This window comes from Streptomyces sp. NPDC006610 (genome assembly GCF_040611575.1).
In the GTDB taxonomy this organism is placed as follows: Bacteria; Actinomycetota; Actinomycetes; order Streptomycetales; family Streptomycetaceae; genus Streptomyces.
The window spans coordinates 55,207-80,144 of record NZ_JBEXOP010000029.1; the positions used below are offsets into that span (position 1 = coordinate 55,207).

22 protein-coding genes and 5 pseudogenes are annotated in these 24,938 nt (G+C 68.5%); 17 read left to right on the forward strand and 10 right to left on the reverse strand.

The window, feature by feature from the left end; all coding sequences use genetic code 11:
* Positions 1–213: 213 nt before the first annotated feature.
* From ABZY13_RS22840 to ABZY13_RS22865, 6 genes are all read left to right on the forward strand, one after another.
* Complete coding sequence (locus tag ABZY13_RS22840; protein ID WP_356633584.1) at positions 214–2,253, forward strand: ABC transporter ATP-binding protein; 2,040 nt, start codon at positions 214–216, stop codon at positions 2,251–2,253.
* Between the two features lie 74 nt (positions 2,254–2,327).
* Positions 2,328–3,791 carry an NUDIX domain-containing protein gene (locus ABZY13_RS22845; RefSeq protein WP_356633586.1) on the forward strand — a complete coding sequence of 488 codons (1,464 nt, stop codon included), beginning with the start codon at positions 2,328–2,330 and terminating at the stop codon, positions 3,789–3,791.
* Positions 3,792–3,873: 82 nt separating this feature from the next.
* Entirely contained in the window at positions 3,874–4,914 is a 1,041-nt protein-coding gene (locus ABZY13_RS22850; RefSeq protein WP_356633588.1) for a phosphotransferase, read from the forward strand.
* Between the two features lie 128 nt (positions 4,915–5,042).
* Positions 5,043–5,306 carry a hypothetical protein gene (locus tag ABZY13_RS22855; protein WP_356633590.1) on the forward strand — a complete coding sequence of 88 codons (264 nt, stop codon included), beginning with the start codon at positions 5,043–5,045 and terminating at the stop codon, positions 5,304–5,306.
* Between the two features lie 179 nt (positions 5,307–5,485).
* The gene (locus ABZY13_RS22860) at positions 5,486–5,818 is read left to right on the forward strand and encodes a hypothetical protein (protein WP_356633592.1); all 333 of its coding nucleotides are present in this window, start codon (positions 5,486–5,488) and stop codon (positions 5,816–5,818) included.
* 166 nt (positions 5,819–5,984) lie between these two features.
* A complete protein-coding gene (locus tag ABZY13_RS22865) occupies positions 5,985–6,563 on the forward strand; it encodes a hypothetical protein (protein WP_356633656.1) in 579 nt (192 codons plus the stop codon).
* Here ABZY13_RS22865 and ABZY13_RS22870 read toward each other — a convergent pair.
* Positions 6,522–6,704 (reverse strand): annotated as a pseudogene (locus ABZY13_RS22870) (transposase); the annotation flags it as partial. The gene ABZY13_RS22865 and the pseudogene ABZY13_RS22870 sit on opposite strands and share 42 nt — an antisense overlap.
* 846 nt (positions 6,705–7,550) lie before the next feature.
* Between ABZY13_RS22870 and ABZY13_RS22875 the strand changes: the two are divergent.
* Both ABZY13_RS22875 and ABZY13_RS22880 read left to right on the forward strand, forming a co-directional pair.
* Entirely contained in the window at positions 7,551–7,799 is a 249-nt protein-coding gene (locus ABZY13_RS22875) for a GNAT family N-acetyltransferase (protein WP_356633650.1), read from the forward strand.
* 65 nt (positions 7,800–7,864) lie between these two features.
* Positions 7,865–8,179: pseudogene (locus ABZY13_RS22880) on the forward strand (transposase); the annotation flags it as partial.
* A gap of 171 nt (positions 8,180–8,350) precedes the next feature.
* Here the strand turns inward: ABZY13_RS22880 and ABZY13_RS22885 are convergent.
* Together ABZY13_RS22885 and ABZY13_RS22890 are read right to left on the reverse strand one after the other, a co-directional pair.
* On the reverse strand, positions 8,351–8,632 hold the full coding sequence (locus ABZY13_RS22885; protein ID WP_356633594.1) for a hypothetical protein: 282 nt from the start codon (positions 8,630–8,632) through the stop codon (positions 8,351–8,353).
* A gap of 86 nt (positions 8,633–8,718) precedes the next feature.
* Positions 8,719–9,078: a hypothetical protein gene (locus ABZY13_RS22890; RefSeq protein WP_356633596.1), complete on the reverse strand. Its 360-nt coding sequence runs from the start codon at positions 9,076–9,078 to the stop codon at positions 8,719–8,721.
* A gap of 68 nt (positions 9,079–9,146) precedes the next feature.
* On the opposite strand from ABZY13_RS22890, the pseudogene ABZY13_RS22895 reads away from it, so the two are divergent.
* The 5 genes and pseudogenes from ABZY13_RS22895 to ABZY13_RS22915 form a co-directional block, all read left to right on the forward strand.
* Positions 9,147–9,301: pseudogene (locus ABZY13_RS22895) on the forward strand (IS5/IS1182 family transposase); the annotation flags it as partial.
* A 642-nt stretch (positions 9,302–9,943) separates the two neighbouring features.
* A complete protein-coding gene (locus ABZY13_RS22900) occupies positions 9,944–10,915 on the forward strand; it encodes a substrate-binding domain-containing protein (protein ID WP_356633598.1) in 972 nt (323 codons plus the stop codon).
* A gap of 85 nt (positions 10,916–11,000) precedes the next feature.
* Positions 11,001–11,780: an ATP-binding cassette domain-containing protein gene (locus tag ABZY13_RS22905; protein ID WP_356633600.1), complete on the forward strand. Its 780-nt coding sequence runs from the start codon at positions 11,001–11,003 to the stop codon at positions 11,778–11,780.
* Positions 11,777–13,048, forward strand: coding sequence for an ABC transporter permease (locus tag ABZY13_RS22910; RefSeq protein WP_356633602.1), 1,272 nt, complete (start codon positions 11,777–11,779; stop codon positions 13,046–13,048). The genes ABZY13_RS22905 and ABZY13_RS22910 overlap by 4 nt, the downstream gene beginning before the upstream one ends.
* Positions 13,049–13,060: 12 nt before the next feature.
* Positions 13,061–14,317 carry an ROK family protein gene (locus ABZY13_RS22915; protein ID WP_356633604.1) on the forward strand — a complete coding sequence of 419 codons (1,257 nt, stop codon included), beginning with the start codon at positions 13,061–13,063 and terminating at the stop codon, positions 14,315–14,317.
* A 552-nt stretch (positions 14,318–14,869) separates the two neighbouring features.
* Here ABZY13_RS22915 and ABZY13_RS22920 read toward each other — a convergent pair.
* From ABZY13_RS22920 to ABZY13_RS22940, 5 genes and pseudogenes are all read right to left on the reverse strand, one after another.
* Positions 14,870–14,995, reverse strand: coding sequence for a hypothetical protein (locus tag ABZY13_RS22920; protein WP_356633606.1), 126 nt, complete (start codon positions 14,993–14,995; stop codon positions 14,870–14,872).
* Between the two features lie 169 nt (positions 14,996–15,164).
* On the reverse strand, positions 15,165–15,290 hold the full coding sequence (locus ABZY13_RS22925; protein WP_356633608.1) for a hypothetical protein: 126 nt from the start codon (positions 15,288–15,290) through the stop codon (positions 15,165–15,167).
* 379 nt (positions 15,291–15,669) lie between these two features.
* Entirely contained in the window at positions 15,670–17,067 is a 1,398-nt protein-coding gene (locus ABZY13_RS22930) for an MFS transporter (protein ID WP_356633610.1), read from the reverse strand.
* Between the two features lie 624 nt (positions 17,068–17,691).
* A complete protein-coding gene (locus ABZY13_RS22935; RefSeq protein ID WP_356633612.1) occupies positions 17,692–18,735 on the reverse strand; it encodes an ATP-binding SpoIIE family protein phosphatase in 1,044 nt (347 codons plus the stop codon).
* Between the two features lie 36 nt (positions 18,736–18,771).
* Positions 18,772–19,579, reverse strand: a pseudogene (locus tag ABZY13_RS22940) (IS5 family transposase).
* A 54-nt stretch (positions 19,580–19,633) separates the two neighbouring features.
* Between ABZY13_RS22940 and ABZY13_RS22945 the strand changes: the two are divergent.
* From ABZY13_RS22945 to ABZY13_RS22955, 3 genes and pseudogenes are all read left to right on the forward strand, one after another.
* Positions 19,634–19,990: pseudogene (locus ABZY13_RS22945) on the forward strand (PIG-L family deacetylase); the annotation flags it as partial.
* Positions 19,991–20,192: 202 nt separating this feature from the next.
* On the forward strand, positions 20,193–21,068 hold the full coding sequence (locus ABZY13_RS22950; protein WP_356633614.1) for a glycosyltransferase: 876 nt from the start codon (positions 20,193–20,195) through the stop codon (positions 21,066–21,068).
* Positions 21,069–21,134: 66 nt separating this feature from the next.
* Complete coding sequence (locus ABZY13_RS22955) at positions 21,135–23,300, forward strand: family 16 glycosylhydrolase (protein ID WP_356633616.1); 2,166 nt, start codon at positions 21,135–21,137, stop codon at positions 23,298–23,300.
* A 206-nt stretch (positions 23,301–23,506) separates the two neighbouring features.
* On the opposite strand, the gene ABZY13_RS22960 is transcribed toward ABZY13_RS22955, so the two are convergent.
* Together ABZY13_RS22960 and ABZY13_RS22965 are read right to left on the reverse strand one after the other, a co-directional pair.
* The gene (locus ABZY13_RS22960; RefSeq protein ID WP_356633618.1) at positions 23,507–23,917 is read right to left on the reverse strand and encodes a hypothetical protein; all 411 of its coding nucleotides are present in this window, start codon (positions 23,915–23,917) and stop codon (positions 23,507–23,509) included.
* Positions 23,914–24,354 (reverse strand): hypothetical protein, encoded by a 441-nt coding sequence (locus ABZY13_RS22965; RefSeq protein WP_356633620.1) that lies wholly within the window; start codon positions 24,352–24,354, stop codon positions 23,914–23,916. Before ABZY13_RS22965 ends, ABZY13_RS22960 begins: the two co-directional genes overlap by 4 nt.
* A gap of 109 nt (positions 24,355–24,463) precedes the next feature.
* Between ABZY13_RS22965 and ABZY13_RS22970 the strand changes: the two genes are divergently transcribed.
* Entirely contained in the window at positions 24,464–24,925 is a 462-nt protein-coding gene (locus ABZY13_RS22970; RefSeq protein WP_356633622.1) for a hypothetical protein, read from the forward strand.
* Positions 24,926–24,938: the final 13 nt, after the last annotated feature.

Genomic DNA, 24,938 nt, shown 5'->3' on the forward strand with positions numbered 1-24,938 from the left:
AACCACATACGGCTGCGGAAGCCAAGCATCGGCGTTTCGGCCAACCCGCCCCCGCTCACGCGCTCCTACGCCGCAAGGGTCAGTGCACTGCGCACCTTCGAACAACCGCAGAATTCCGGCGCGCGAAAGCCGTCCGAAAGAACACGTGCTCGAAATCGCGGCTGCGTCGTTGAGCACGCTGACGCCACTGCTACACCTCCGGGAGGGAACACATTGACGCCAATCGAACCAGACAGCGACGAGAGCGCGCACCCGCCGAAGGCCGCAGCGGCGGCCACCAGCGGCATCTCGGACGCCGAGCGTGAGCTGTACGGCGGCCGGCTGCGCTACGACCAGTCCTACGTCCGGCACGAGGGGCCACTGACCCGGCTGGCGTTCGGACACATGGCGGCGGCGCTGCCCCGGATGGTGGGCATGGTGCTGCGTACCGGCTGGGAGGCGGACCCTCGGGCGCTCGTCGGCGTCGTGGTGACGCAGCTCGGGCAGGGCGTGACGGCGGGCTGGGGACTGGTGGCGGTCAACAGCGTGCTCACCGAGTTGTTCGCCGATGGCCCGACCGGGGACAAGCTCCGCGAGGCGCTGCCGTCGCTGGCGGTGCTCGCGGTCACGGCGGTGGCCACCGCGGTGCTGTCGGCGTGGTCGACGGCGATGTCGGGCCGGCTGGAGCCGCAGGTGGAGCGGGCGGTCTCCGCCCGGTACTACACGGCTGTCACCCGCGTCGAGGTGGCAGCGACCGAGCGGCCGGAGGTCCAGCGGGTCCTGGAGGCGGGAAAGTTCGGCACGGACTCCGCCCGCAGCATGCTCCGGCTGTCGGTCGGCGTGGGCAACGTGGTGATCGGCATGGTGGCGGCCGCCATCGTGCTGGCGTCGCTGCACTGGGCACTGCTGCCGATGCTGCTGGCGATCGCCCTGCCCAAAGGGTGGGGCGCGGTCCGCTCCGCGCGCCGTGAGTACCTCTCCCGTCTCAACTGGGTCGACCACCGTCGGGCGATCGCCTCCCTGCTGGCGTACCTGACCCGTCCGCACGCGGCCGGGGAGATCCGCGTGCACGCCGCCGGCTCGAAGCTGCTGTCCAGTTACGAGGAGATGTCGAGGCAGACGGAGGCGGAACAGCGGCGCCTGGCCCGGGCGCAGGCTTCCACGGACCTGGTTGCCGGCGGCTTCGCGGGGCTGGCGTCGGTGGCCTGCTACGGGGTGCTGTGGTGGCTCCTGGCGTCCGGTGGTCTGCCGCTCGCCGTCGGCGGCACGGCGGTGATCGCCATCCGCACGTCGACGGCGCGGCTCACGTCGCTGGTGCAGCAGGTCAACCGGCTGTACGAGGAGTTGCTGTTTCTCACCGACACCGAGGACGCCATCAAGATCGCCGGGGAGAACGCCATCCCGTCCTCCGGCGCTCCGCTGCCCGCGCCGGTGCGGGAGGTGCGGACGGAGGCGGTGTCGTTCACCTACCCGGGGGCGGACTCCCCGTCCCTGAGGGGTGTGAGCGTACGGGTGCCGCGCGGGAAGGTGACGGCCCTGGTGGGCGCGAACGGTTCTGGGAAGACCACGCTCACGAAGGTGCTGGCCGGGCTGCTGCTGCCCTCCGAGGGACACGTCTGGTGGGTGGGTGAGTCGGGTGAGCGGGTCGAGCTCCGTGAGGCGGACCGCGCCCAGGTGTTCGCCGCGGTCGGGGTGCTGGCGCAGGACTTCCCGCGCTGGGAGATGACGGCAGCCGCGAACGTGGCCATCGGCGCCGGCGACCGGCCAAGGGACATGGACCGCGCCCGCCAGGCCGCCAAGGAGGCGGGCGTGCTCGACCTGATCGAGGGCCTGCCGCACGGCTGGGACTCGATCGTCTTCAAGGGCTACGAGCGCGGAGTCCAGCTCTCGGGCGGCCAGTGGCAGAAGCTCGGGGATGCTCGAACAAGGTATCGGCAGGCGCCGTTCCTGCTGGTCGACGAGCCGACATCGGCCCTGGACCCGCATGCGGAGATCGCCTCGTTCCAGAGGCTGTGGTCCCTGGCCGAGCAGGGGCACGCGGTCGTCCTCGTCACCCACCGGCTCGCCGCGACCATGAACGCCGACCACATCTACGTCCTCGACCAGGGGCGCGTCGTAGAGGACGGCACCCACGAGGACCTGGTGGCCCGCGCGGGCGGCCTGTATCAGGGGATGTTCACTGCCCAGGCCGCCCAGTACGGCCTCGCGCCGACGACGGACACGCTTCCCCGTCCCCGCGGTGTCCAGCCGTCCGACCACGAGGCGGCGAGCTGACCTTCAGCAGCGCGACTTCCACCAGCCCGGCCCCCGCAGCACCCCGCCGCTACGACGAAGGTGAGACGACGCTTATGCCTCCCAGCTCCACCGCGATCCGCAAGACCATCGAGGCGTACCTCGGCCGTCACCCAGGCGAGCTTGACGCCCTGGCCGGGCTGCTCGCCGCGCTGGACCGGCCCGTCGACGTGATCGCCCGCACGACGCTGCCCGGGCATATCACGTGCAGCGCCGTCATCGTCGACCGCCAGAGCCGGGTCCTGCACATCCGGCACCGGGCCACCGGTCTCATGCTCACCCCCGGGGGCCACATCGAGCCCCAGGACCGCACGCTGCTCGCCGCGGCGCTGCGTGAGGTGGCGGAGGAGGCCGGGATCCCGCCCGGGGCCCTGTGCCTGACCCGGCAGACGCTCGGCTCACCAGTCGACATCGACGTCCACGACATCGACGCCAACCCCTCGAAGGGCGAACAGGCCCACCAGCACTACGACTTCCGCTACGTGTTCTATCTCGCCGGTGAGGAGCCGCTGGCGATCACCTTGCAGGACGAGGAGGTGTCGGGCGCCGGGTGGGTTCCGTTGTCGGAGGTCACCTCGCCGACGCTGCGCGAGAAGCTTCTCGAGGCGCGGCTGGACGGGCAGCCGGAGCCGGTGAACGCCTCCGCGCTCATCCACGACGGCCAGGGCCGGTACCTGCTCCATCTGCGCGACGACAAGCCCGGCATCTGGCAGCCGGGGGCGTTCGACCTTCTCGGCGGCGGCCGCAGCCACGAAGACCGCAGCCTTGAGGACACGTTGCTGCGGCGGCTGTCTGAGGAGGTCCCCGACCTCCGGCTGGGGGAGCTGGAGCCGTACTCTGTGGAGAGGGCCACCAGCGTCGACGGCCTCAGCGTCCCGATTCAGGTGTTCACGGGCCGGTGGCGCGGAAACCCCGACCGGCTCCGGCTGCACGAGGGCGTGCTGCTGAGGTGGTTCACCCTCGACGTACTGGACCGGCTCCGCCTGCGCCCTGGCACGCGCGACCTGATTCGGCGGCACGCAGCGGAGAACCCCCCGGACGACAAGCAGGACGCGGTTCCCGCCGTGTGGGACGGGGGCAGCCGGACGGTGCTGAATGGCATCGGAGTCCACCTCCACCTCGAAGACGCCCAAGGCCGTGTGCTTCTTGGGCTGCGCCACCCCGATGCGAAGTACGCGGGCGGCACCTGGCACTACCTCGCCGGCCGGTGCGAGCAGGAGTCCGCCCTCGCCTGCCTGGTCCGCGAGGCGGAGGAGGAGGCCGGTCTCGTCATCGAACCCGCGGACGTGGAACTGGCGCACGTCGTCCACGTCGTCGACAGCCCAGGCGCGCTGCCGCTGATGCAGCTCGTGTTCCGGGCCCGCCGTTGGAAGGGAGAACCAAAGATCCTCGAGTCCGACAAGTGCCTGGCCTGGAAGTGGTGGCCACGCCATGAGCTGCCGGACCGGCTCGTCCCCTACACCCGCACGGCCATCGCCGCGATCGCCGAACGCCGCCCTTACTCCCAGCTGGGCTGGTGAACACGGTGAGCACACCTACCGGGAACCAACCCGAGCAGCATGCCCCGTCCGTTCGCAGGCCGGCACCGTCGGGGGCAGCGAGGTGAGGGCCGAGTCCGACGCCATGGTCGTCGCCGGGATCCTGGCGCTGCTGTACCGGATCACGCCGACCGTGGTCAGCGAAGGTCCGGAGGGAACGGCGACCCGTAACTACGTGGCCGAGGATCGCGCGGGCCGGCGGTGGTTCGTGAAGGCGTACCCCCCTGGCGCTGACGTGGACCAGGAGCGCCGTGCCCTGGCCTTGGGCGAGGCGGCCAGGGCGGACGGGGTTCCGGTACCGGCCGTGCGGCGGACGGTGTCCGGTGAGGTGATCGCGTCGGCGGGCGGGCTGTCGGTGTCCGTGACGGAGTACGTCGCGGGCGCGGAGACGGCCGAGGGCGGGCTGTCCGGCGGCCGGTGGGATGCGGTGGGCGAAGCCGTGGGCCGTCTGCACCGATTCCTGGCCCGCCATCCCGCCGGGCCGCCGCGCCCGGTGGCGGCCCGCGAGGTGTGCGACGTCACGCGGGCCGGACGGCGGCTGGAGGAACTGCTCGACCGCTGGGCCGCCGCGCCGCCAGAAACGGAAGGCTTCGCCGCCTGGGCGCGCGGCACCGCGACACGGCGTCTTGCCGCCCTTCCCGAGGTGGCGGCCCGCCTGGAGAAGCTGCCGGACACGCTGACGGAGCAGATCGTGCACGGGGATCTGGCCTCGCCCAACCTGTTGCTGCGCGGCGAGGCGGTCGCCGCGGTAATCGACTTCCGCCCCCCGGGGCATCGCAGCGCCGCCTGGGAGCCGGGCCGGATCGTGCTGGACCCGCGCACCGTGCTGGGCCGCCCGGACGAATGGATCCCGGGCCTGGCCCACGCCGTTGGCGCCTACCGGTCTGCGAACCCGGAGCTTGCAGCCGAGGACCTCCTCGCCGTGCCGCGCGTCGCCGCCGGCTACCTGGCCTGCTCGGTCTATCCCCTGTCCGAGCCGCTGGACGACCCCGCCGCGGTCACTCCGGCTGTGGAGGCGTACGGGCGCGCTCGGCACGAGGCCGCGGGCGTGCTGTGGCAGCGCCTGGAGGAAGCCGAGGAGGTGCTCCGTGACGTCCTGCGCTGAGCCCCCCGCCCCACCCGCTTCCTCCGCCGACTCGTTCTGGCGGCACCGGGACCTCCGCCGGTACCTGACCGGCCAGACCGCGAGCGTCCCGCAATCTGAGGTGGGAGACGGCCGCCAGCTCCCTGTACGTGATCGACTTCGAGCGCACCGAATGGGGCCCGGCCATGCGGGACTTCGTACGGCTCTCCGACGCCTGGCACGGCCGCCCCGACCTGCTGCAGGCCGTGATGGACGGCTACGGTCGTCCCTTCCCCCGGAGGAAGAATCCCAGCTCACGGTCCTGTCCGTCCTGGACTCCGTCTCGGGCATTTCCTACGGCGCTGCCCACGGCGATCCCAGGCTCGTCGAGCGCGGCCGGCGCACGCTGGGGCGACTCCGCGCCGCGCCCCTGAACACCACCACACCTACGTACGAGGAGCAGCACGGTGACGTACACCGCCCGCGACAAGTGGGAGCAGCACTTCAGCGACGGCAAGAACTTCCGGCAGGTCGGTGTGCGGGAGCGGGAGCTCCCACCGGCTCAGACGCACCGGCCGTCCTCTCCGACGCCTCGCTCGCCTACCTCACGTACGTGCAGACCCGGCACAGTGAGATCCGCGAGGAGCGTGAGTGGGAGTGGTACGTCCACGCTTTCGGTGACCAGGGTCCCGCCCTCGGCGCGAAGCTGGCGGAGGCAGTCCAGGCATGGGACCGGGACGTACGCGGCGACGGCGGCTCGAGCAGCGATCCGGCCATGACCGTGCACCCCGCCGGAACGCCGGACCACCGGCTATCTCCCGGCGACGTGGTGGACAAGAACCACTGCCGCGTCGTGGTGCAGTGGCCCCGCCGTGACGCCTTCCTGCCCTCCCCCGTTAACCGGGGCGAAGCACGGACCGCTTCCGGGGAGGCATGTGACGGATAGACCGGCAGGCGGCGGTCTTCGCCGCGCCGCCAGCACGTGACGAGCAGACGCGGATGCGGGCCGCTCACGCCGCCGCGGCACACAGCCTCCAGGTGACCGCGTCCGGCCCGGAAGTATGGGGCTGGCAGGGCCGCACCCTCAGCCGGCAGGCCGCTGGCTGCGCGTCGTGGCCGCCCCGGTCGCGAAGCAAGGCGGGCGGCTGTGGGAGGGCACCGCCTCGGCGGACGCCCTCGTGCCCCGGTCCATGCCCCGGCCGCGGCTGCGGGGCCTGCTCGATTGGACCGCGGACGAAACCGCCTACCGCGCCGAGCTCACCGAATACGTCCCCGTGCCCCCGGTCACGAGCGGTACGCCGGTGCTCGCCCGGGATGTCGCCCTTCCTGACGCGTGGTGGGCGGATCTCCGCGCGGCGCTGGAGACGCTCGCCACGGTGCCCACCGATCGGGAGGCGGTACGGCAGCGATGGATCGACAACAACTTCCGCCGCTTCCTCGGCATCGACCCCATCCAGATCCACGCCTACACCACCGGCCACGGCGACCTTCACTGGGCGAACCTCACCCGTGCGCCCCTGATCCTGCTCGACTGGGAGAACTGGGGCGCCTGCCCGTCGGCTACGACCCGGGCTCCTGCACGCCTACTCCCTGGCCGCGCCCGCGACCGCGGCGCGGATCCGCCACGAGTTCGCCCACGTAGGCACCGTCGACGCCCATCTGATCAACCGCTTGAGAGCGGTCTGCAATGAGCCCAGCTCGTCGGGCAGGTCACGCCAGGGCGAGTCGATGCGGTACTTCCACGCAATGGGCTCGAGCGTGCGCCGGTGGTCGGCCCACCGTCGTCCGCGGACCGGATCGGCCGGCATCAGCGGCTCGATCCGGTCCTGCATGGCCCGTTCCGGATGTTCCCGTCCGGGTGAACTCGCGATTGATGCGGCGATTCGCCGTCCTGGTGACGTGATCATGTGGTTACAGGCGACGCGAAGAGCGTCCGGAGGGGAAGAAGTCGATCGTGAATCTGATGGTGCGTGTGCTGGAGGGGGCCGCTGCCGGCGCTTTCATGGCGTCGTCGTGGGCGGATCTGTACCGGCGTGACTCGCAGGCGACTCCCTATCAGTCACCGTCGTGGCTCACCGGGTGGGCGCGCCAACTCCCTCCCAACTCGCGCCTGGTCGTTGCCCTGTGCGAGGGGTCCGCCCGCCAGGTCCTGGCCGCTGTGCCGCTGGTCTGCGACCGTGCGGGCGCCCGACCGCGTACGGTCGCCCTGTCTGCGCCGATGGGGGAGTACGTCCGCGCCGTGGGCCCGGCAGCTGAAACTCACAGGTGGCGGCGGCTTTCGCCGGGTACCTACAAGGGCTGGCGGCTGACGGCCAGCACGTCGATATGGCGGGCCTGCCCGCAGACAGTGCCCTCGCCCGACACCTCACGTCCACCGGCCCCGCCGCTCCTGGGGGCTGGCACACCAGCATCACCGACTGCGCCGAGATCTCCTTACCCCTTGCCTATGAGGAGATGTCCCGTTCGACCCGACGTGAGCACAGGCGACGCCGGCGCGCCTGGGACGAACTCGCCCAACGTCACAAGGTGAGCTACCGGCGAACCCGCGATGGTGACGAACTGCTCCCCGCCTACGCGGTCCTGGCCCGCCTGCACGAGCGCCGCTGGGCCGGCCACGCGCCGCGTGCCGGCTCGCCCCACATTCCCGGCGCATTCCACTGGCCGGCCGTGCTTGAGCGCTGTGGCGCCGGCATGGCGTTCATCGCCACCCCCTCGCCGTGGACGACGAGATCGTCGCCGCCCAGCTCTGCCTGACGCGACACCGCCGGGCCTACTCCGTGGTGCCGGCCATGCACCCGCACTACACGGACCTCGCTCCCGGCCACGCCCTCCTGCGCCACCTCGCACAGGATTTGACCACGGCCGGATACGAGTACCTCGACCTGGGCGGCACCGTCCCGGGCCAGCACGCCTACAAGGATTACTGATCATTTCAGAATGAGTTTTGGTTCAGGGCTTGGCAGTTGGGCTGGCGGGCGGCAGAGTTCTGCGGGTGTCGGATGATCTTGTGCCTGATGATCTGTGGGACCGCGTGGCCCCGCTGCTCCCTCCTCGTCCGCCGCGTCGTCGCCGGTCTCCAGGTCGGCTGCCGACGGACGACCGGGCCGCCCTGCGCGGGATCATCTATGTCTTGCGCACGGGTGTGACCTGGGCGGACGTGCCGACCGAGACGATCGGCTGCAGTGGGGTGACGTGCTGGCGGCGGCTGCGGGACTGGACCGAGGCCGGCGTCTGGCCCCGCCTGCACGAGATCCTCCTCGCAGAACTGCGCAGGGCGGGTCTGCTGGACATGGAGGACGCCGCGGTGTGGGCGGGCGGGAGGTTCAGATGACCGGCGGCCGTCCGGCAGCGGTGAGCCGGTATACGGTGTGCCGGTTCATCGGGTGCCGCGGGTGCGTACGCCGGGTCGTCCAGCCCTCGCGCATCCCGCGCAGCGTCTGACGCAGTCCGCCACCGCGTACGGCCCGGGCCAGGGTGATCACGGTCCACGCGCCCAGGTGGAGGGCGAGGAGCGCGGGGAGATGTTGCGGTATGCGATCCAGATCCGGTTGCGGGCGGCGAGCCGGTGGTACAGCGCGTGGCGGGCCGGTGTGGTGAGCGGGTGGTGCATACGGATGCCGGCGGCGTACCAGCCGCTCCAGTCCGCCGCGTACAGCCCGTAGGCCAGGTCGAAGCCTTCGTGGTTCAGGAACAGGCTGCCCTCCCAGCCGCCGACCTTGTCGAAGGCCTCCCGCCGGATCAGGACGATGCCCTCGGTCATCGAGGTGACCCTCCCCGGCCGCCCCGGGGCGGAGGCGCGCAGCCGGGGGACCCAGCGGCGCGGGGTGGTCACATAGTCCGGGCCCGTCAGCCGGGGCTGTACCCAGGCCGCTTCCGGATGCTGCTCGGCCTCGGCGACGAGCCGGACGAGGATGTCGGGGCGTGGGAAGCTGGCGTCGTTGTCGAGGAAGAACAGTCAGTGCGCGGGTTTCCTGCCTGACGGAGTGCCTCGGCGCCGGCGTTGCGGCCTGCGGGGATGCCGACGTTCTCCGGCAGGCTGATGCTGAGCGCGCCGGGCGGCACGACCTCGGGTCGGCAGCCGGTGCCGACCACGCACACCCGCACGTCGACACCGGCCTGTGCCACGAGGGTCTCCTGGGCGGCCGTTTCCTCGGACGGCCGGTCGTTCATCGTCAGGACGATGACGTCGATACGCGGCTTGGGCATGTGTCGGTGAGATGCTCGGCCCAGCGGGCGATGAGCGGGGCGAGGCGGGGGTGGACGCCCCTGGAGCGGTCATCCGGGCCCACCAACACACTGCCGGAACACTCAAGAGAGGGCTGCCCACTGCGGCGAGCCCGCCGATCACGCGCTCGGACACTCCCGCGGCGGGCTGAGCACCAAGGTCCACCTGGCCGCGGACGGCCGCGCACGGCCCCTCGCCTTCACCGTGCCTCGCGCCTGACCGGCCCGACCTGAGCCGCGGGCCCAAGTCCCGAGACCAGTGCTCGGCTTGCCGGACTCCGGCGAGCCGATCCTGCCGCACTTCCGCACCGGGATTGTTTTCGCTGTAAACGAATTCACTGAGAGTCCCGTGCCGGACTTCCCATGCGCCCTTCGCATCAATCCGCTGAAGTCAGGCTCTGACGGCCGGTTCGGCCCCTTGTGTCGCACGCACCCGACATCAACCGCACACCGACCGGCCTACATCCGACCGCCTTCTGAGCAGGTGCGATGGCCCATGTGCCGACCAGCAGGCGGCGCGTACCCGGACGCGGTGACCCGATCGTTACCTTGCCGCCCGCCCGAAGTCTGGTGCGACGGCGGCGGGGATCGTATGTTTTCGCAGACAACTTTCACCGGATCGTCACTCGCCGCAGGATGCCGAGTGCGCCTCCGTCTTCCTGTCCAACGCACGTCCGGCTCAGCCCCGGGCACGCCCCTCCCCCGAAAGGACCCTGCCGTGCGCAAGGGATCCCTCCTCGTCGCAGTCTCCGCGTCTGCGCTCGTCCTCGCCTCAGCCACCGCCTGCGGAAGCTCTTCCTCGAGCAGCGGTTCCGATGGGGCCGGCGCCGGTAAGCCGAAGATCGGCGTGATCCTCCCCGACAGCAAGTCGTCCGTCCGATGGGAAACCGCAGACCGGACCTACCTGAGCGCGGCGTTCAAGGCCGCCGGCGTGGACTACGACATCCAGAACGCCGAGGGCGACAAGCAAGCGTTCCAGACCATCGCCGACCAGATGATCACCAATGGTGTGAACGTACTGATCATCGTGAACCTCGACAGCGGCACCGGCAAGGCGGTCCTCGACAAGGCCAAGGCGCAGGGCGTGGCCACGATCGACTACGACCGGCTCACGCTCGGCGGCTCCGCCCAGTACTACGTCAGCTTCGACAACACCGCGGTCGGCAAGTTGCAGGGTCAGGGCCTCGTGAAGTGCCTGAGCGACAAGGGAGTGAAGAAGCCCGTCGTCGCCGAGCTCAACGGCTCACCGACGGACAACAACGCCACGCTCTTCGCCAACGGCTACAACAGCGTCCTCGACCCCAAGTACGCCTCCGGCGAGTACGCCAAGGGGCCCAACCAGTCCGTACCCAACTGGGACAGCGCCCAGGCCGGGACCATCTTCGAGCAGATGTACACCAGCCAGCCCGACGTCGACGGCGTGCTCGCCGCCAACGACGGTCTGGCCAACGCGGTCATATCCGTCCTGCGCAAGAACCACCGCAACGGAGACGTGCCCGTCACCGGCCAGGACGCCACCGTTCAGGGCCTGCAGAACATCCTGACGGGTGAGCAGTGCATGACCGTCTACAAGGCCGTCAAGAAGGAGGCCGACGCGGCCGCCGCACTCGCGATCGACCTCGCCCGCGGCAAGAAGCCCAAGACCAACGCCACCGTCCATGACCCGGAAGGCAAGCGCGACGTGGCGGCGCACCTCCTGACACCGGTCTCCGTCTTCAAGGAGAACATCCAGGACGTCATCGACGACGGCTTCGTCACCAAGGCCCAGCTCTGCACGGGCAACTACGCGGCCCTGTGCAACAAGGCCGGCATCAAGTAGCCCGTCGGACCCGAACGCGACCGCGGGTCCCGCGCTCGCTGCGACACGGACCCGCTCTCGCTCAGCCCTTTCAGGAGACTTCCCCATGACATCGAAACCGATTCTGGAACTGCGCGGAATCGACAAGAGTTTCGGCCCGGTACAGGTGCTGCACGACGTCGCGCTCAGCGCGTACCCCGGAGAGGTGACCGCCCTGGTCGGCGACAACGGCGCCGGCAAGTCGACGCTCGTCAAGTGCATCGGCGGAATCCACCCCATCGACGGCGGCGAGTATCTCTTCGACGGGAATCCGGTCCAGGTGCGCAACCCGCGGGACGCCGCCGCGCTAGGCGTGGAGATCGTCTACCAGGACCTCGCACTGTGCGACAACCTCGACATCGTGCAGAACATGTTCCTGGGGCGCGAGATCCGCCGGGGCCTCGTCCTCGATGACTCGGCCATGGAGCAGAAGGCTGCCGAGACGCTCAAGGGGCTGTCCGTCCGCACGGTCAAGTCTCTGCGCCAGAAGGTCTCCAGCCTCTCCGGCGGCCAGCGTCAGACCGTCGCCATCGCCAAGGCCGTGCTGTGGAACAGCAAACTGGTCATCCTGGACGAGCCCACCGCCGCCCTGGGCGTGGCCCAGACCGCACAGGTTCTGGAGCTGGTGCGACGACTGGCTGACAAAGGTCTGGCCGTCGTGCTCATCTCCCACAACATGAACGACGTCTTCGCGGTGTCCGACCGCATCGCCGCGCTGTACCTGGGGCGCATGGCAGCCCAGGTGAAGACCTCGGACGTGACGCACTCCCAGGTCGTCGAACTGATCACCTCGGGCCGCAGCGGTGACCTGGGCCTGACCACATCCCCCAAGGGAGCCGCAGCATGACCGCCGCCCTCACACCCCAGAAGCAGAAGCAGTCCGGCGCCGCCTCCGACGAGGGCAGGCCCGCAGCACCCAGCCTCGGCGACATCGGCCGCGGTTACCTGGAACGGTTGCGCGGCGGCGAGCTCGGCGCGCTTCCCGCCGTCGGCGGTCTCATCGTCCTGTGCGTCTTCTTCTCCCTCCTGCGCCCGGTCTTCCTGTCGAATCTGAACTTCTCCAACCTCCTCACTCAGAGTGCCGGAAGCATCGCCATCGCCATGGGGCTCGTCTTCGTGCTCCTGCTCGGCGAGATCGACCTGTCGGCCGGCTACGCCAGCGGTGTCTGCGCCGCTGTCCTGGCCATCCTGCTGACCAACCAGGGTTGGCCCTGGTACTCCGCGGTGGCCGCAGCCCTCTTGACGGGCGCTGCCATCGGGCTCCTCATCGGCAGCCTCGTGGCGAAAGTCGGCATCCCCTCGTTCGTCGTGACCCTGGCCGCGTTCCTAGGCTTCCAGGGCGTGGTGCTCATCCTCCTCGAGGAAGGCACCAACATCTCCATCAAGGACCCCACGGTCCTCGCCATCGCGAACAAGAACCTGAGCCCGCTCCTCGGCTGGGCCCTTTTCGCCGGGTGTGTCGCTGTTTACGCCGGTCTGCAACTGCGCCGCAGTCACAACCGCCGCAAGCGCGGCCTGCACGACGTCCCCCCGATGCTCGTCGCCGTACGGATCGGGATGATCACCGCGCTCGGTGGCCTGGCCGTGTTCCTCCTCAACCAGGAACGCAGCCGTAACGTCGTCGTCGACTCGCTCAAGGGCGTTCCCATCGTCGTGCCGGTCATCGGCGCCCTGGTCCTGCTCGGCACACTCGTCCTCCAGCGGACCGGGTTCGGCCTGCACATCTACGCCGTGGGCGGCAGCCCGGAGGCGGCACGCCGCGCCGGGATCAACGTCCCCTTCATCCGCATCGCCGCCTTCGTGATCTGCTCCACCCTGGCGGCCGTGGGTGGCATCATCGCCGCTTCCCGGGGCAACTCCGTGGACCCGAACACCGGTGGCAGCAACGTCCTGCTGCTCGCCGTCGGCAGCGCCGTCATCGGCGGCACGAGCCTCTTCGGCGGCCGCGGGCGCGTCATCGATGCCGTGCTGGGCGGTCTGGTCGTCGCCGTGATCCAGAACGGCATGGGTCTGATGGGCTACTCCTCCGGTGTCAAGTACGCTGTCACGGGATCGGTGCTGCTGGTGGCCGCCGGTGTGGACGCACTGTCCCGCCGCCGTTCGGTTCAACATTGAGGTCTTCTCGCGATGAAAGCTGGCCCATCCCAGGAAGAGATCCGCCAGCACAACCTCGGCACCCTCCTGCGTCACGTCCATCTCGACGGGCCCACCTCGCGAGCCGTTCTCACCAGCCGGATGGGTCTCAACCGCAGCACCATTCTCGGCCTGGTCAGCGAGCTGTCCGCAGTGGGTCTGGTCCGTGAGGAGCTGCCGCAGGACACCGGCCGGGCCGGGCGTCCCTCGCTCGTGGTCCGGCCCGAGCCCACGCGGGTGCACGTGCTGGCCTTCGACGTCGGCGTGGAGCGTCTGGCCGCCGCGCTCATCGGGCTCGGCGGGGTGTTCCTGGACCGGCGGGAGTACTCCTGGCCCCAGGAACGCCGGCAGGACCCCGCGGAGGTGGCCGACATCTTCGCCGACTTCGCCCAGCAGCTGCTGGCCTCGGCTCCCGAGGCAAGCGTGTGCGTCGGCGTGGCCGTGGCGGTGCGCGGCATGGTCCGCCACCCCCACGGGCTGGTCACCCTCACCCCGAACATGGGCTGGCAGGACGTCGACTTCGCCGCCGAGCTGGCGGGCAGGCTGCCGCTGGACATCCCGGTCCTCGTCGCCAATGAGGCCAATCTGGGCGCCCTCGCGGAATACAGACGTGGTGCCGGCAGGGCCAGCCGGAACCTCATCTACCTCCATGGCGAGATCGGCATCGGCGCCGGAATCGTCGTCGAAGGCGAACTGCTGCGCGGCGAACGCGGCTACGCCGGCGAGGTCGGCCACATCACCGTCAATCCGCGCGAGGGACGGCGGTGCGGTTGCGGAGGGTACGGCTGCCTGGAAGCCGAGGCAGGCGAGCAGACCCTCCTGGAGGCCGCCGGACGCGACAGTCGTGTCACCGGCACCGAGGCGGTGCGGGCGGTGGTGACCGCCGCTGACCGCGGCGACGTCAGCGCACGTGCGGCGCTGCACCTCGTCGGAGACTGGCTCGGCATCGGCATCTCCACCCTCGTCAACCTCTTCAACCCGGATCTGATCGTCTTCGGCGGCACCCTCCGGGAGGTTTTCCTCGCCTCCGCCGCACAAGTGCGCAGCCGCATCAACACCAGCGCCCTCTTTGCCTGCCGGGAGGATCTGCGCCTGCGCGTCAGCGAACTCGGCGACGACGCCATCCTGGTCGGCGCGGCCGAACTCGCCTTCTCGGAGATGCTGTCCCGGCCGCTGGAGACACTGACCCGTGTGACCGAAGGGTTCCCGGCTCCCGCGCCGCGGGACTCCGGGCTCACGCCCAGCCCGTGACCTGCCGACCACGGAATTACCGCGACGCGACGTTGGCGTGGTCGGCTTCAATGATGGCATCAAAAGGGGGGGTTATTCCGACAAGGTTGTTTGGTTCGATGTTCAGGTGTCGCACCGGTTCGGGGTGCAGCGGTTCGCTATCTGGCCTGGTCAGAGGCACCGTCGGGAGTGCAGTTGGCTGCCGGCACGTCAGGGGCGGTCTTGCCCGACCGCCCCTCCGACGAATGACATCGAGAACTGGTTGCGCAAATGGCGTCGGTGGACCACCAGACCCCCAATACGCTTAGGTCAATCAAGGGTTCTCCGCCGACTCGGTGGACGGCGAAGAACCCCGAGGGCTGTTTCCCAACCCTCCCCAGCCCAGTCACCCGCACAAGCCCGCCCACACCCGCAGCATCCGACCCAGTTGTCTCAGCAGGCGAGTCTCCACCACGGCTTCACCGACGGCTCACGGCGCGCTCAAAAGCCATCTCCACTACCGGCACAAAGCCCTCTTCAGCAGCCGCCGCCGTGACCAAGCCGGCACCGCGCACTCGGACGACTCCGCGCGAGTCAGTTGGGGGCATGGGCCTCGCCGACGGCGACGGCCCGCGTGTTGGTGGCTTCCGTCCACCCGCCGGCGTTCGTCTCGGTGCCCTCGACGCGCCGGGTGACGGCCCAGATGGAGGGGGCTGCCACGGTTGGCGGCCACCGGGCCGGTCGGTGGGCGCAGGCCCGGCGGACGTCTGCGGCACGATGCGCCGTGACGCCGAGCAAGCCGGCCCGCCCGGCGAGAACGGCGTGCCGCTGCCGACAGTGGACAGACCGCCGCGATGAATCTGGTGAGCGCCAGCACGAAGGTCGCCGCCTACTGGCAGACCGATCCGGAGGCGGCCATCACCTGATCCACGAACTGGTGCCCGGCGGCGAGCTCGCCGCGTACGGGATCCTCGACGAAGCGGTCGAACAGCGGTGCTGATCGGTCTGCCGACACTGCGTCACCACGCGCACCGTCTCGGACCTGAGCGGGCGGCCGAGTTCTGTCTGGGGGCCGTTCCCCACATCACGCTCGCGGTCGCTCCGGCCTCAGCCGACTTCAACTGATCAAGCTCAGCGCTTCTTCTCGCGTAAGAGTCAGGCACGTGAGGCGGCGGCCTGGTCGGCGCACCGCGCGCAGCTGGTCGGCGCGAGCCGCCGACGCGCGGGCATGAGCAGCGGCAGGCCCGGAGGGCAGGTCCAGCGGCTGGACGACGTAGCGCGCCCGATGCCGATGGGGAAACCGTCGGGGCGACGGCGCACTCAAAGACCTTCGGGACGGCGGCGGGTCTGGGCAGTCGGGCGAGGTCCCGCCGCCGTCCGGTTCGTCGGTCGGGTCACCGCGCAGCGGCTCGGATCCGGTCGTATTCCTCACGCGACACGGGTTCCGCGTCCGGTGTGCCGAGCTTGTCGAGGGGGATGCGGTGTGTCTCCCTCGCCGACCAGGCTGCCATCGCGCCGATGATGGTGATTCCGAGGCACAGGCCGCCGACGACGAGCGGAATGTTCGCGGATCCCGGAGGAGCCACCAGCGTGAAGAGGCTCGGCAGGAAGGCGACGATGGCGAGCCCGAGATTCTGGGAGATCGCGAACCCAGTGACACGGGTCCGGGCCGGGAAGAGCTCCTGGAAGAAGCTGGCGAACGTGGCGTTCCAGATCTGGAACAGTACGCCCCACGTTACGACCGCGAGGATGAAGGCGAGTGGCACATTGTCCTGGCTCACGGCGAACAGGTAGGCACATGACAGCACGCCCGATCCCAGTGAGCCGAGAATCATCAGCGGCCGTCTGCCATAACGGTCCGAGAGGTCACCGAACCACGGGATGAGCGCCACCCCGATGAGGTTGGCCACGATGGGCAGCCACAGATAGATGTCCCTGCTCATTTCGAGGCCGTAACCGGGCTGTGTCGCGTACGCCGCCCCGAACACGACCACCGTCACACCGACGACGTTGACCAGTGTCATGCACACCGCTCGTACAACATCGAGCCCGCTTTCCCTGAGCACCTGGACGATGGGGGCCTTCGCGCTCTTCTCCTGCGCTTCCCCTTCAAGGAACGTGGGCGTCTCGTCGACCCGGCGGCGGATGAAGTAGCCGGCGAAGACGACGAGTGCGCTGAGAAGGAACGGGACGCGCCAGCCCCAGGAGTTGAAGGCCTCGTCGGACAGAACTGCAGAGAGTGGAAGGAAGAGGGCGGCGGCCAAGACCTGCCCTGCCTGTGTGCCTTGAAGTGTGAAGCTCGCGTAGTAGCCGCGACGGCCGAACGGCGCCTGCTCCACAATCATGGCGCTGGCACCGCTCAGCTCGCCGGCCACTGCGAACCCCTGGACGAGGCGGAGGAGAAGCAGCAGGCAAGGGGCCAGGATCCCGATCTGATCATAGGTGGGGAGCAGCCCGACCGCGAAGGTCGAAACACCCATGAGCAGCATGGCGAGGACCAGCACGTTCTTGCGTCCCCGCTTGTCTCCCCAGTGTCCGAGGAGCCATGCGCCGATGGGCCGTGCGATGTAGCCGACGGCGTACGTGCCCAGTGAGGCGATGATGGCCACGCCGGGGTTCCCCGTAGGGAAGAACACGGTTGGGAAGATCAGCGCGGCGGCCTGGGCGTAGATGAACCAGTCGTAGTACTCAAGGGCGCTCCCGATCCAGCCGCTCGCGGCTGCTCTCCTGGAGGCTTTCCGGGAATGCGGGGCTCGGCTGGAGGGAGTTCGCGCCACGGTCTTGCTTCTCACGTTCGTCTCCTCGACGTGGCGTGTGCGGGTCACGTCGTCTGATCGACTGGATCCGGTGCCGTCTACAGCCGATGCCGACAGTGCGGTGGCGTCTCACGCAAGGATCCGGGGTGGGTAAACGCTTTCTATAGGACAAGACCACCTCCCCTCTGTCAACATCCGAATGCAAACCAGATCACGCGGAGATGCTCCCCCGGCCCACATCAGCGAGCCGCCCTCTAGGCCAGACTGGGTCGCCGTCAAGGAAAGCGCTTTCCGTCTGGGGTCGGAGAAGCTACGATCAACGCCGACCATGCCGGAGACACGCCTTGTGAGGCCTCATGCTCAGCGATCCGTCCCCTGCCTTCGGTCCCAGATCGCCGGCTCCGGATCCCCTCTCCCCCGGGGATGGCGCCGGGCATGCTCCAGCCCTCGGCGCAAGGGTCCGATCGTTGGGGTACCAGCGGCACCATCGCCGACATTCTTGGCACCCCCGTCCGCCTCACGCAGGACAACCTTGGGCTCGGTCGGGATGCCCAGTCGTCGCATGCCGGGGGTGCTCGCACATCATCCGTCCCCTCTCCCGGCCGAAGCGCAGAGTGCGCCGAGTGGGACGATTCGACCTCCGCCGGGCGGTCGGCGCATTCAGGTCACGGGCAAAGCCTGCTCAGCCCAAATGATCTTTCCTGTGGGGCCGTAGCGGCTGCCCCAGCGCTGGGCGAGTTGGGCGACGATGAAGAGACCGCGGCCACCCTCGTCCGTGGATCGGGCCCTGCGCATCCTGGGCTGGGTGTTGATCGAGTCTGTCACCTCACAGACCAGCACGGAGCTTCGAATCAGCCGCAGGCCAATGGGCCCGCCGGCGTGGCGAATGGCGTTGGTCACCAGTTCGCTGACGATGATCTCGGTGGTGAAGGCCAACTCGTCGAGCCCCCAGGCCGCCAGCTGCCGCACAACCGAATGGCGCGCCTCGGCAACCACCGACTCCTCGGCGCGCAGATGCTGGAAGCAGATGTCATCCGGAGACACCGCCCTGGTTCTGGCCAGGAGAAGCGCGGCGTCGTCGCGCCGCTGAGTACTCGCGAGCGCAGAAGTGACGTCGTGTCCCAGTCGGCGCAGGGGGGTGCCCGCGCTTCGGCCGGCGTTGAGCGTCTGAACCAGCCGCTCCGTGCCTTGGCTCCAGTCGCTTGCGATCCCGCTGACCAACCCGTCGGTGTAGAACGCCAGCACACTGCCCGGCGGCGCTTCGACCTCCACCGTCTCAAACGGCATGCCGCCGATGCCAAGGGGCGGCCCGGGCTCCAGGTCGAGCAGGCACGCCGTCGTTTCGCCGGGGCGCAGAAGGGCCGGGGGCGGATGGCCCGCACTCGCCACGGCACACTGGCGGCTCACGGGGTCATAGATGGCATAGAGGCAGGTAGCTCCGAAGGCCCCGGCCGCAGCCGCGCTCTGATCGTCCTGCGAACCCGCCTGCCGGGCATCCTGCTCCGCGGCCAGGCGCAGGACAAGGTCGTCCAGCCGGGCGAGGAGCTCGCTGGGGTCGAGATCGAGGTCTGCCAGGGTTTGTACTGCTGTGGCCAGTCTCCCCATCGCTGCGGTCGCCTGCAGGCCATGGCCGACGACGTCCCCGATGACGAAGGCGGTACGCAGGGAGGAGAGAGGGATGGCGTCGAACCAGTCGCCGCCCACACCGCTGCCGGCACTCGCCGATACATACTGATCGTTTCAGAATGAGGTTCGGAGTCGTCTCAGGCAGATGATGCTGCAGGCGAGTTGTAGCAGTCCGAGGTGGAGGTCGGCGCGTATCTCGTAGCGGATCCGCAGTCGCTTGAACTGGTGAAGCCAGGCGAAGGTCCGCTCCACGACCCAGCGGGTCTTTCCCAGTCCGGAGCCGTGCGTGGTGCCTTTCCGGGCAAACTTCGGTGTGATGCCGCGTGCCCGGAGAAGCCGACGTACTTGTCGTAGTCGTAGCCGCGGTCGGCGAACAGCCGGCCTGGTCGGTGACGTGGCCGGCCGCGAACGCCCCGAATGCGGGGTATCGCGTCCAGCAGGGGCATCAGCTGAGTGACATCGTGCCGATTTCCGCTGGTCAGCGAAACGACCAGCGGAGTGCCATGCCGGTCGACGATCAAGTGGTGCTTGCTGCCGGGCCGAGCCCGGTCAACCGGCGAAGGTCCGGTGTGAGCCCCCCTTTGAGCGCTCGGACGTGCGAGCCGTCGATCGCGGCGTCGTCCATGTCCAGCAGACCCGCAGCCCGCAGCTCCGCCAGCAGCACCTCATGCAGCTGCGGCCAGACGCCGGCTTCGGTCCAGTCCCGCAGACGCCGCCAGGCTGTCACCCCGCTGCATCCGACCTGTTCCGCCGGAACGTCCCGCCAGCTCACGCTCTTGCACAGAACGTAGACGATGCCCCGCAACGCAGCCCGGTCATCCGCCGGCAACCGCCCGGGATACCGATGTCGCCTGGGCGGACGAGGAGGTAACAGCGGAGCCACTCGTTCCCACAGGTCGTCAGGCACAAGCTCAGCAGACACCCAACAGATCCTGCCGACACGACACCCGACCGCCAAGCCCTGCGCACGAACTTCATTCTGAAACGATCAGTAAGGGTGTTCGCGCACCCGGACGATGTGAGCCTCCTGGCCGGCGGCGTACTCGCACAGCACCACGCCGCCGGGGCACGCACCGGTGTCGTCACCGCCACCTGGGCACCGTCCAGCAGGCGCGCGCCCGAACTCGCCGATGCCCTCACTGTCCTGGGCGCCGGTCCCCCGCGGCTACTCGGCTACGGCGATGCCCGCAACCCCGAGTCGGCGCCCGGTGAGTCCCGCCTCGTCGACGCGCCGCTCGACGAGGCCATCGGCCGTCTCGTCGCCCACATCCGTGACTTCCGCCCCGAGATCGTCGTCACCCACGACGCGGTCGGCCAGCTGACCGGCTTCCCTGTCAAGTCCATGTGTTCAGAGCTCAAGGCTTGTAGTGAAGGCAGGGTCAGCGCTACGAGTCGCCCGACAGCGCGACGCAACCGTCTTCCCTTCGTTCTCTTCTCACTACCATTAAGAACAGAACACAAAAGGCAAGGGGAGATTCCGTGGCCCGGAGCGATGGATTCAAGATCAACAGGCCGAGCTTCCGGCAGGGGGCCCGATGACCGTGCCCACGCCGCCTGGGCTGTACGGCCAGCCGGAGGCGGTCGGGGAGCGCACACTCACCGCGCAGGACATCGAAGAGGACCACGCATACAGGTCCCAATACCTTCGGCACCTGACCGGCATGCTGTCCAAGCCCACGACAGCAGCACATGCCGACCCCATTCCCCGCGTGATCGTCCAGTTCTGGGATGACTCCGCACACATCCCCGCCGATGTCCAGGAGTGCATGACGAGCTGGACGGTGCTGGAAGACCAGGGCTTTCGACGTGAGGTCTACGACGACGACTCGGCGCGCAAGCTCATCAACTTCCTGTTCGGTGAGGCGCATACAGCAGCCTTCGACTCTTGTTCTCACCCGGCGATGCGCAGCGACTACTTCCGGCTGTGCTACCTCGCCCGAAACGGCGGCTTCTACGTCGATGCGGACGACGTTTATCAGGGCACCGACTGGACCCCTCTGTTCCCCGACTCGCGGCTGCGACTGCAGGCGCTGTGCTACGACACCGCCACCGACACCATGGTGGACCCGCAGCAGGCCATGACAGCCGACGGCTACAGAGGCACGTTCATCCACTACGTCAACAACAACCCGATCATCGCGCCTGCCGGGCATCCCGTCATCGTTGCGGCGCTTCAGGCATCCACGGCCGCGCTCCTCGCTCACACCGGCGGTCCCCTGGACATCCAGTCCTTGACTGGGCCAGGCAACCTCACCGTCGCACTCGCCCGACATGCGCTTCACCGGGAGCAGTTCGGACAATCGATCGACGTCGAAATCCTCCTTACCTGGGACACCGTAGCCGTGAGCCGGTGGCCGCTCAGCTACCGCAGTGACGAGCGCAATTGGCGCCTATGGAGCCAGCAGCACTGACCACTGGACCGGACACGTGGCCCAGCCGCAGACCATTCGAACAACAGAGGCAGTGTCTCCCCACCCATGAACATCAGTTCCCTGCACGGCCTGCCCATTTCCCTGTGGGCACACGCACGCTACCGCACCAGGCACCTTTCAACTCGCCGGCGGAGCACCGCTTTCTCGTCCCACCATGCGGCCACGGCGATCGAGCGCATTTACGTGATCAACCTCGACCGCGCTCAAGAGCGGTGGACCATGGTCAACCGTGAACTCAGTCGGCTCCGTGACGCGGCAGGCCACCCGCTGCACACCCTTGCCAGACGCTTCCCGGCGGTCGACGCCCGTTACCTAAAGGACTCACCTCCGCCGGAATTCCTTGAGCCCACCTACACACTGGCCGAGCAACTTCTGGTCGACCCGCATCCTCGCCTCGACATCGACGACGCCGCACGCGCCACACGCATCGACATGACGCCGCAAGAGATCGCGGTAGCCCTCTCACACATCCACGTCTGGCAGCTCATTGCCACCAACGACGCTCCCTACACCTTGATACTTGAAGACGATGCGTACGTCACCCGGACATGTATGTCCGTGCTCGAGCACGCCTGGAGCGACATACAGGCAAGCTCCGATGCTGGCCACCCCGTTGATCTCCTCTACCTCTCCTACCAAGAGACCGGTGAGGAAGCAGACCCTCGACGCCACAGAAGGTTTCTACTGCGGTGCCCTACTGGGGGAGTTTGGCAGCTTTCCGGCTACGTGCTCTCCCAAGCTGGAGCACGCAAGCTACTTGACCAGCTGCCGGCCCACGGCCCCATCGACCTGTGGATCAACCAGCAGTTCGGCCACCTCAATGTACAGATGACGCACCGCCCCATTATTGAGCAGCGACCAGGCATCGCCTCGAGCAACTCCTACTCCGTCATGCCGGTCCTGGCGAAAGTGGGCGCCATCCGGCGCGAAGCGCCCCAATCCCTCCAGCACCGACCGACACGGGACCCGATCTTGGTCATTGGCGAGCCCGGAACCGGTCTGTCCACTCTTGCCAAGGCACTCTCCGTCCTCGGATTCCGCTGTGTCAGCGATCTGACCACCTTGCCCGCCGACGAAACCCAAGCGCTCGTCCGCGGTAGTCGGCGCCGCATATTCGACGCATATGTCAATATCGGCTCCCTGACTCCGCGCGAGGTCGCCCGTATCGTTTCCGCGAATCGGGTGCGCCTCATCATGACGACCATGTCCGCGACGGCGGCGAAGCCACCGTCCCCGTTCCAGGAAGCATGGGATCAACAACGACCCGAACGACGACTCATGCTCCCGGCCGACGACCCCGACCCCTGGCAGACACTCGCCAGATTCCTCGCATGCGACTACCCCACCCACCCCTGGCCAAGCCAGCCCGAGCAGGGCCAGCGGAGTGTCGCAACCCGCTCACAGAGTGACGCGAGCGCTTCCGGACACCCTCTGGCCTGGGACACCAGCCCCTGGATCATTCAACGCGCGGGGTGGTCGGGCATCATGCCGAAAATGTCAGCCCCACAGGACAACGCTCTTCAGGCCAGCCAGAATGCGGCCATGTGGCACGAGGGCACCCAGCTTGAGGACAGGCACTGGTACCTCCGGGAGGACACCTTTCCCAGCAACAGAGCCCTCTTCCGGCCCGGCAATGCAACCCTGCCGCCGCGCGGACCCGCCACGCTCACGCTCCGAGAGGAGGTGAGTAAAGTCCGCGACCTCACGGGGGCCGCCATAGCCAGCCGCCCATCTTTCACCTACGGCGCCTTCAGTGCTCGCCTGCGCGCCCCCTCCGGATCAGGCCTGGTGACAGGTTTGTTTCTCCACCGCAACGGTCCTCGCCAGGAGATCGACATCGAGATCCTCGGCCAAGACACGACTCGCATGCTCGTCAACGTCTTCTATAACCCCGGCATCCCCGGCACGAAGCTGGAGTATGGCTACCGGGGCACGCCTGCGGTCATCGACCTCGGCTTCGACGCGTCGAAGGAGTTTCACCACTACGAGATCGACTGGCAGCCCGACTGCATCCGGTGGCGGGTGGACGGGGCCACTGTGTACGAGCGGGTGTTGTGGGACCCGACACCGGTCCCCGACCAGCCTCTGGAGTTCAACGTGAACCTGTTGAGCAGCGAGTCCACCGAGTTCGCCGGCCCCCTCGAGAGAGAGGCCCTCCCGGCTGTGCTGGAGATCAGTTCACTCGAGGCCCGTGGCCTGCCCCAAGCATGAAAGGGGCAAGCGGACTTCCGCATATACGCAGGTTGCCGGACGGAACACAGGGATGGCGGCAGTAACGAGGGCGCAGAGGCATGGCTGTGGCGTGCGGTCCCCTGCCAAATCTTGTGTTCACCTTCCTTGGTTTGCTCGAAAGGACCCTGGAACGAAGCGAGGCCGCCGCAGCGTGATGCCTGTGGCGGCCGCGGTAGTTGAGGAGCTCAGGTAGTTGGCGGGCGGAATGGGATGACGTTGTCAGCGGCCGGGGTGCGCTGCGATGGGATATCCGCCCTTTGGGTGAGAACAGCGCTGGCAAGGGTCAAGCGAGTCACCAGATCGCGAAGTTCTTTGAGCTCGGTGTCCTGGTTCGCGATGGTCTTCTTGATCTTGGCGATGGTCGCCCGCAGCTGCTTCTCCGTCTCCGGGACCTGCTTGGTCTCCGTGCGGACGCGCTCTTCGAACTCGTTCTTCAGGTCTGCGTGCCGCTTGTAGAGAGCCATGCGGTGGACGCCGGCCTCGGCGGCGAGCGCGGCGCCGGTGAGGCTGCCGTTGGAAGCGGTGGCCTTGCCAGCCAGCAGCCGGTCCATCGCCTCGCGGATGAAGGTGCGTTCGTCCTGATTCTGCTGGTTCACTTCAGAGCCTCGGCGGTCTGTGCGGTGGCATCATGGGCGTCGGCCATCTTGCGCAAGTTGTCGGTATTGCGACGCAGCCGGTTGGCGAGCTTCTCCGGGAGGAGGCTGGCCTTGAGATCGATCTCGTCGGCTTTTTCCCGCATCTGCTGTGCGTGGGCGTCGGTGCGGACGGCGTTGCCGCAGCCTTGCTGGCAGGCGTACTGCCTCGGCGCGGTCGCTCCCCGATCAGGTTCGCAGAGCGCGTTGTCCCGCTTGAACGCGCAGATCAGAAAGGCGTCCGGGTTGTCGTAAAGCACGACGCCGTCCCGAACGAGGAACCTGGCGGCCTTCTTCGCGAACGTCGTGGGGACGATCCGGCCCTCGAACCGCGGCGTCATCGCAGCAGCGGTCAACGCCCGGCGAGCGGCCGGGCCGGAGACCTTCTCCCCAGCAGCCACACGGTCGCGCAGGTGGGCGGCGGTGTCAGCGGCCGCCAGGGCCGTCTCGATGTCGAGGACAGAGTGGATGCCACCGCGGCTTCGGGAGCCGTAACAAGATGGTGCGCAGGTGTCCGTACTGGATCGCGAGGGCGACCAGCCCTCCGGGCTGTCGGGCGATGTGCCAGGCGAGGGTCCTTCTGAACCGGGACATGCCGAGCGCGCCGTGGGGGTCCTGGGGGATGGACTGGTCCGGCAGCCCTTGCACTTGGGCCTCCCGGTTCACCCACACGATGAAGTCCTCGATCCGAAGGTTCAGGGCGTGTTGCTTCAACGCTCCATGGCGGCCTCGTCGTCCCACGAAGTCGTGATGGGTGGCGCTGAACAGCAGCTCACCGTGGGGAACCATGCGTTCGAGGATTCGGATCGCCCGGACGACAGGGGTGATCGCAACCCAGGGGACAGCGCGTTGTTCACCGGCGGAGACGTGGTTGCCGTCGTCATCGGTGACGTTCTTGAAGTGACGGCTGCGGATCAGGTGGCGCTGGACTGTGCCGTCCGGAGCAAGCTGCGGGTCAGGACAGCAGCCTGACCGCAGGGCTGCA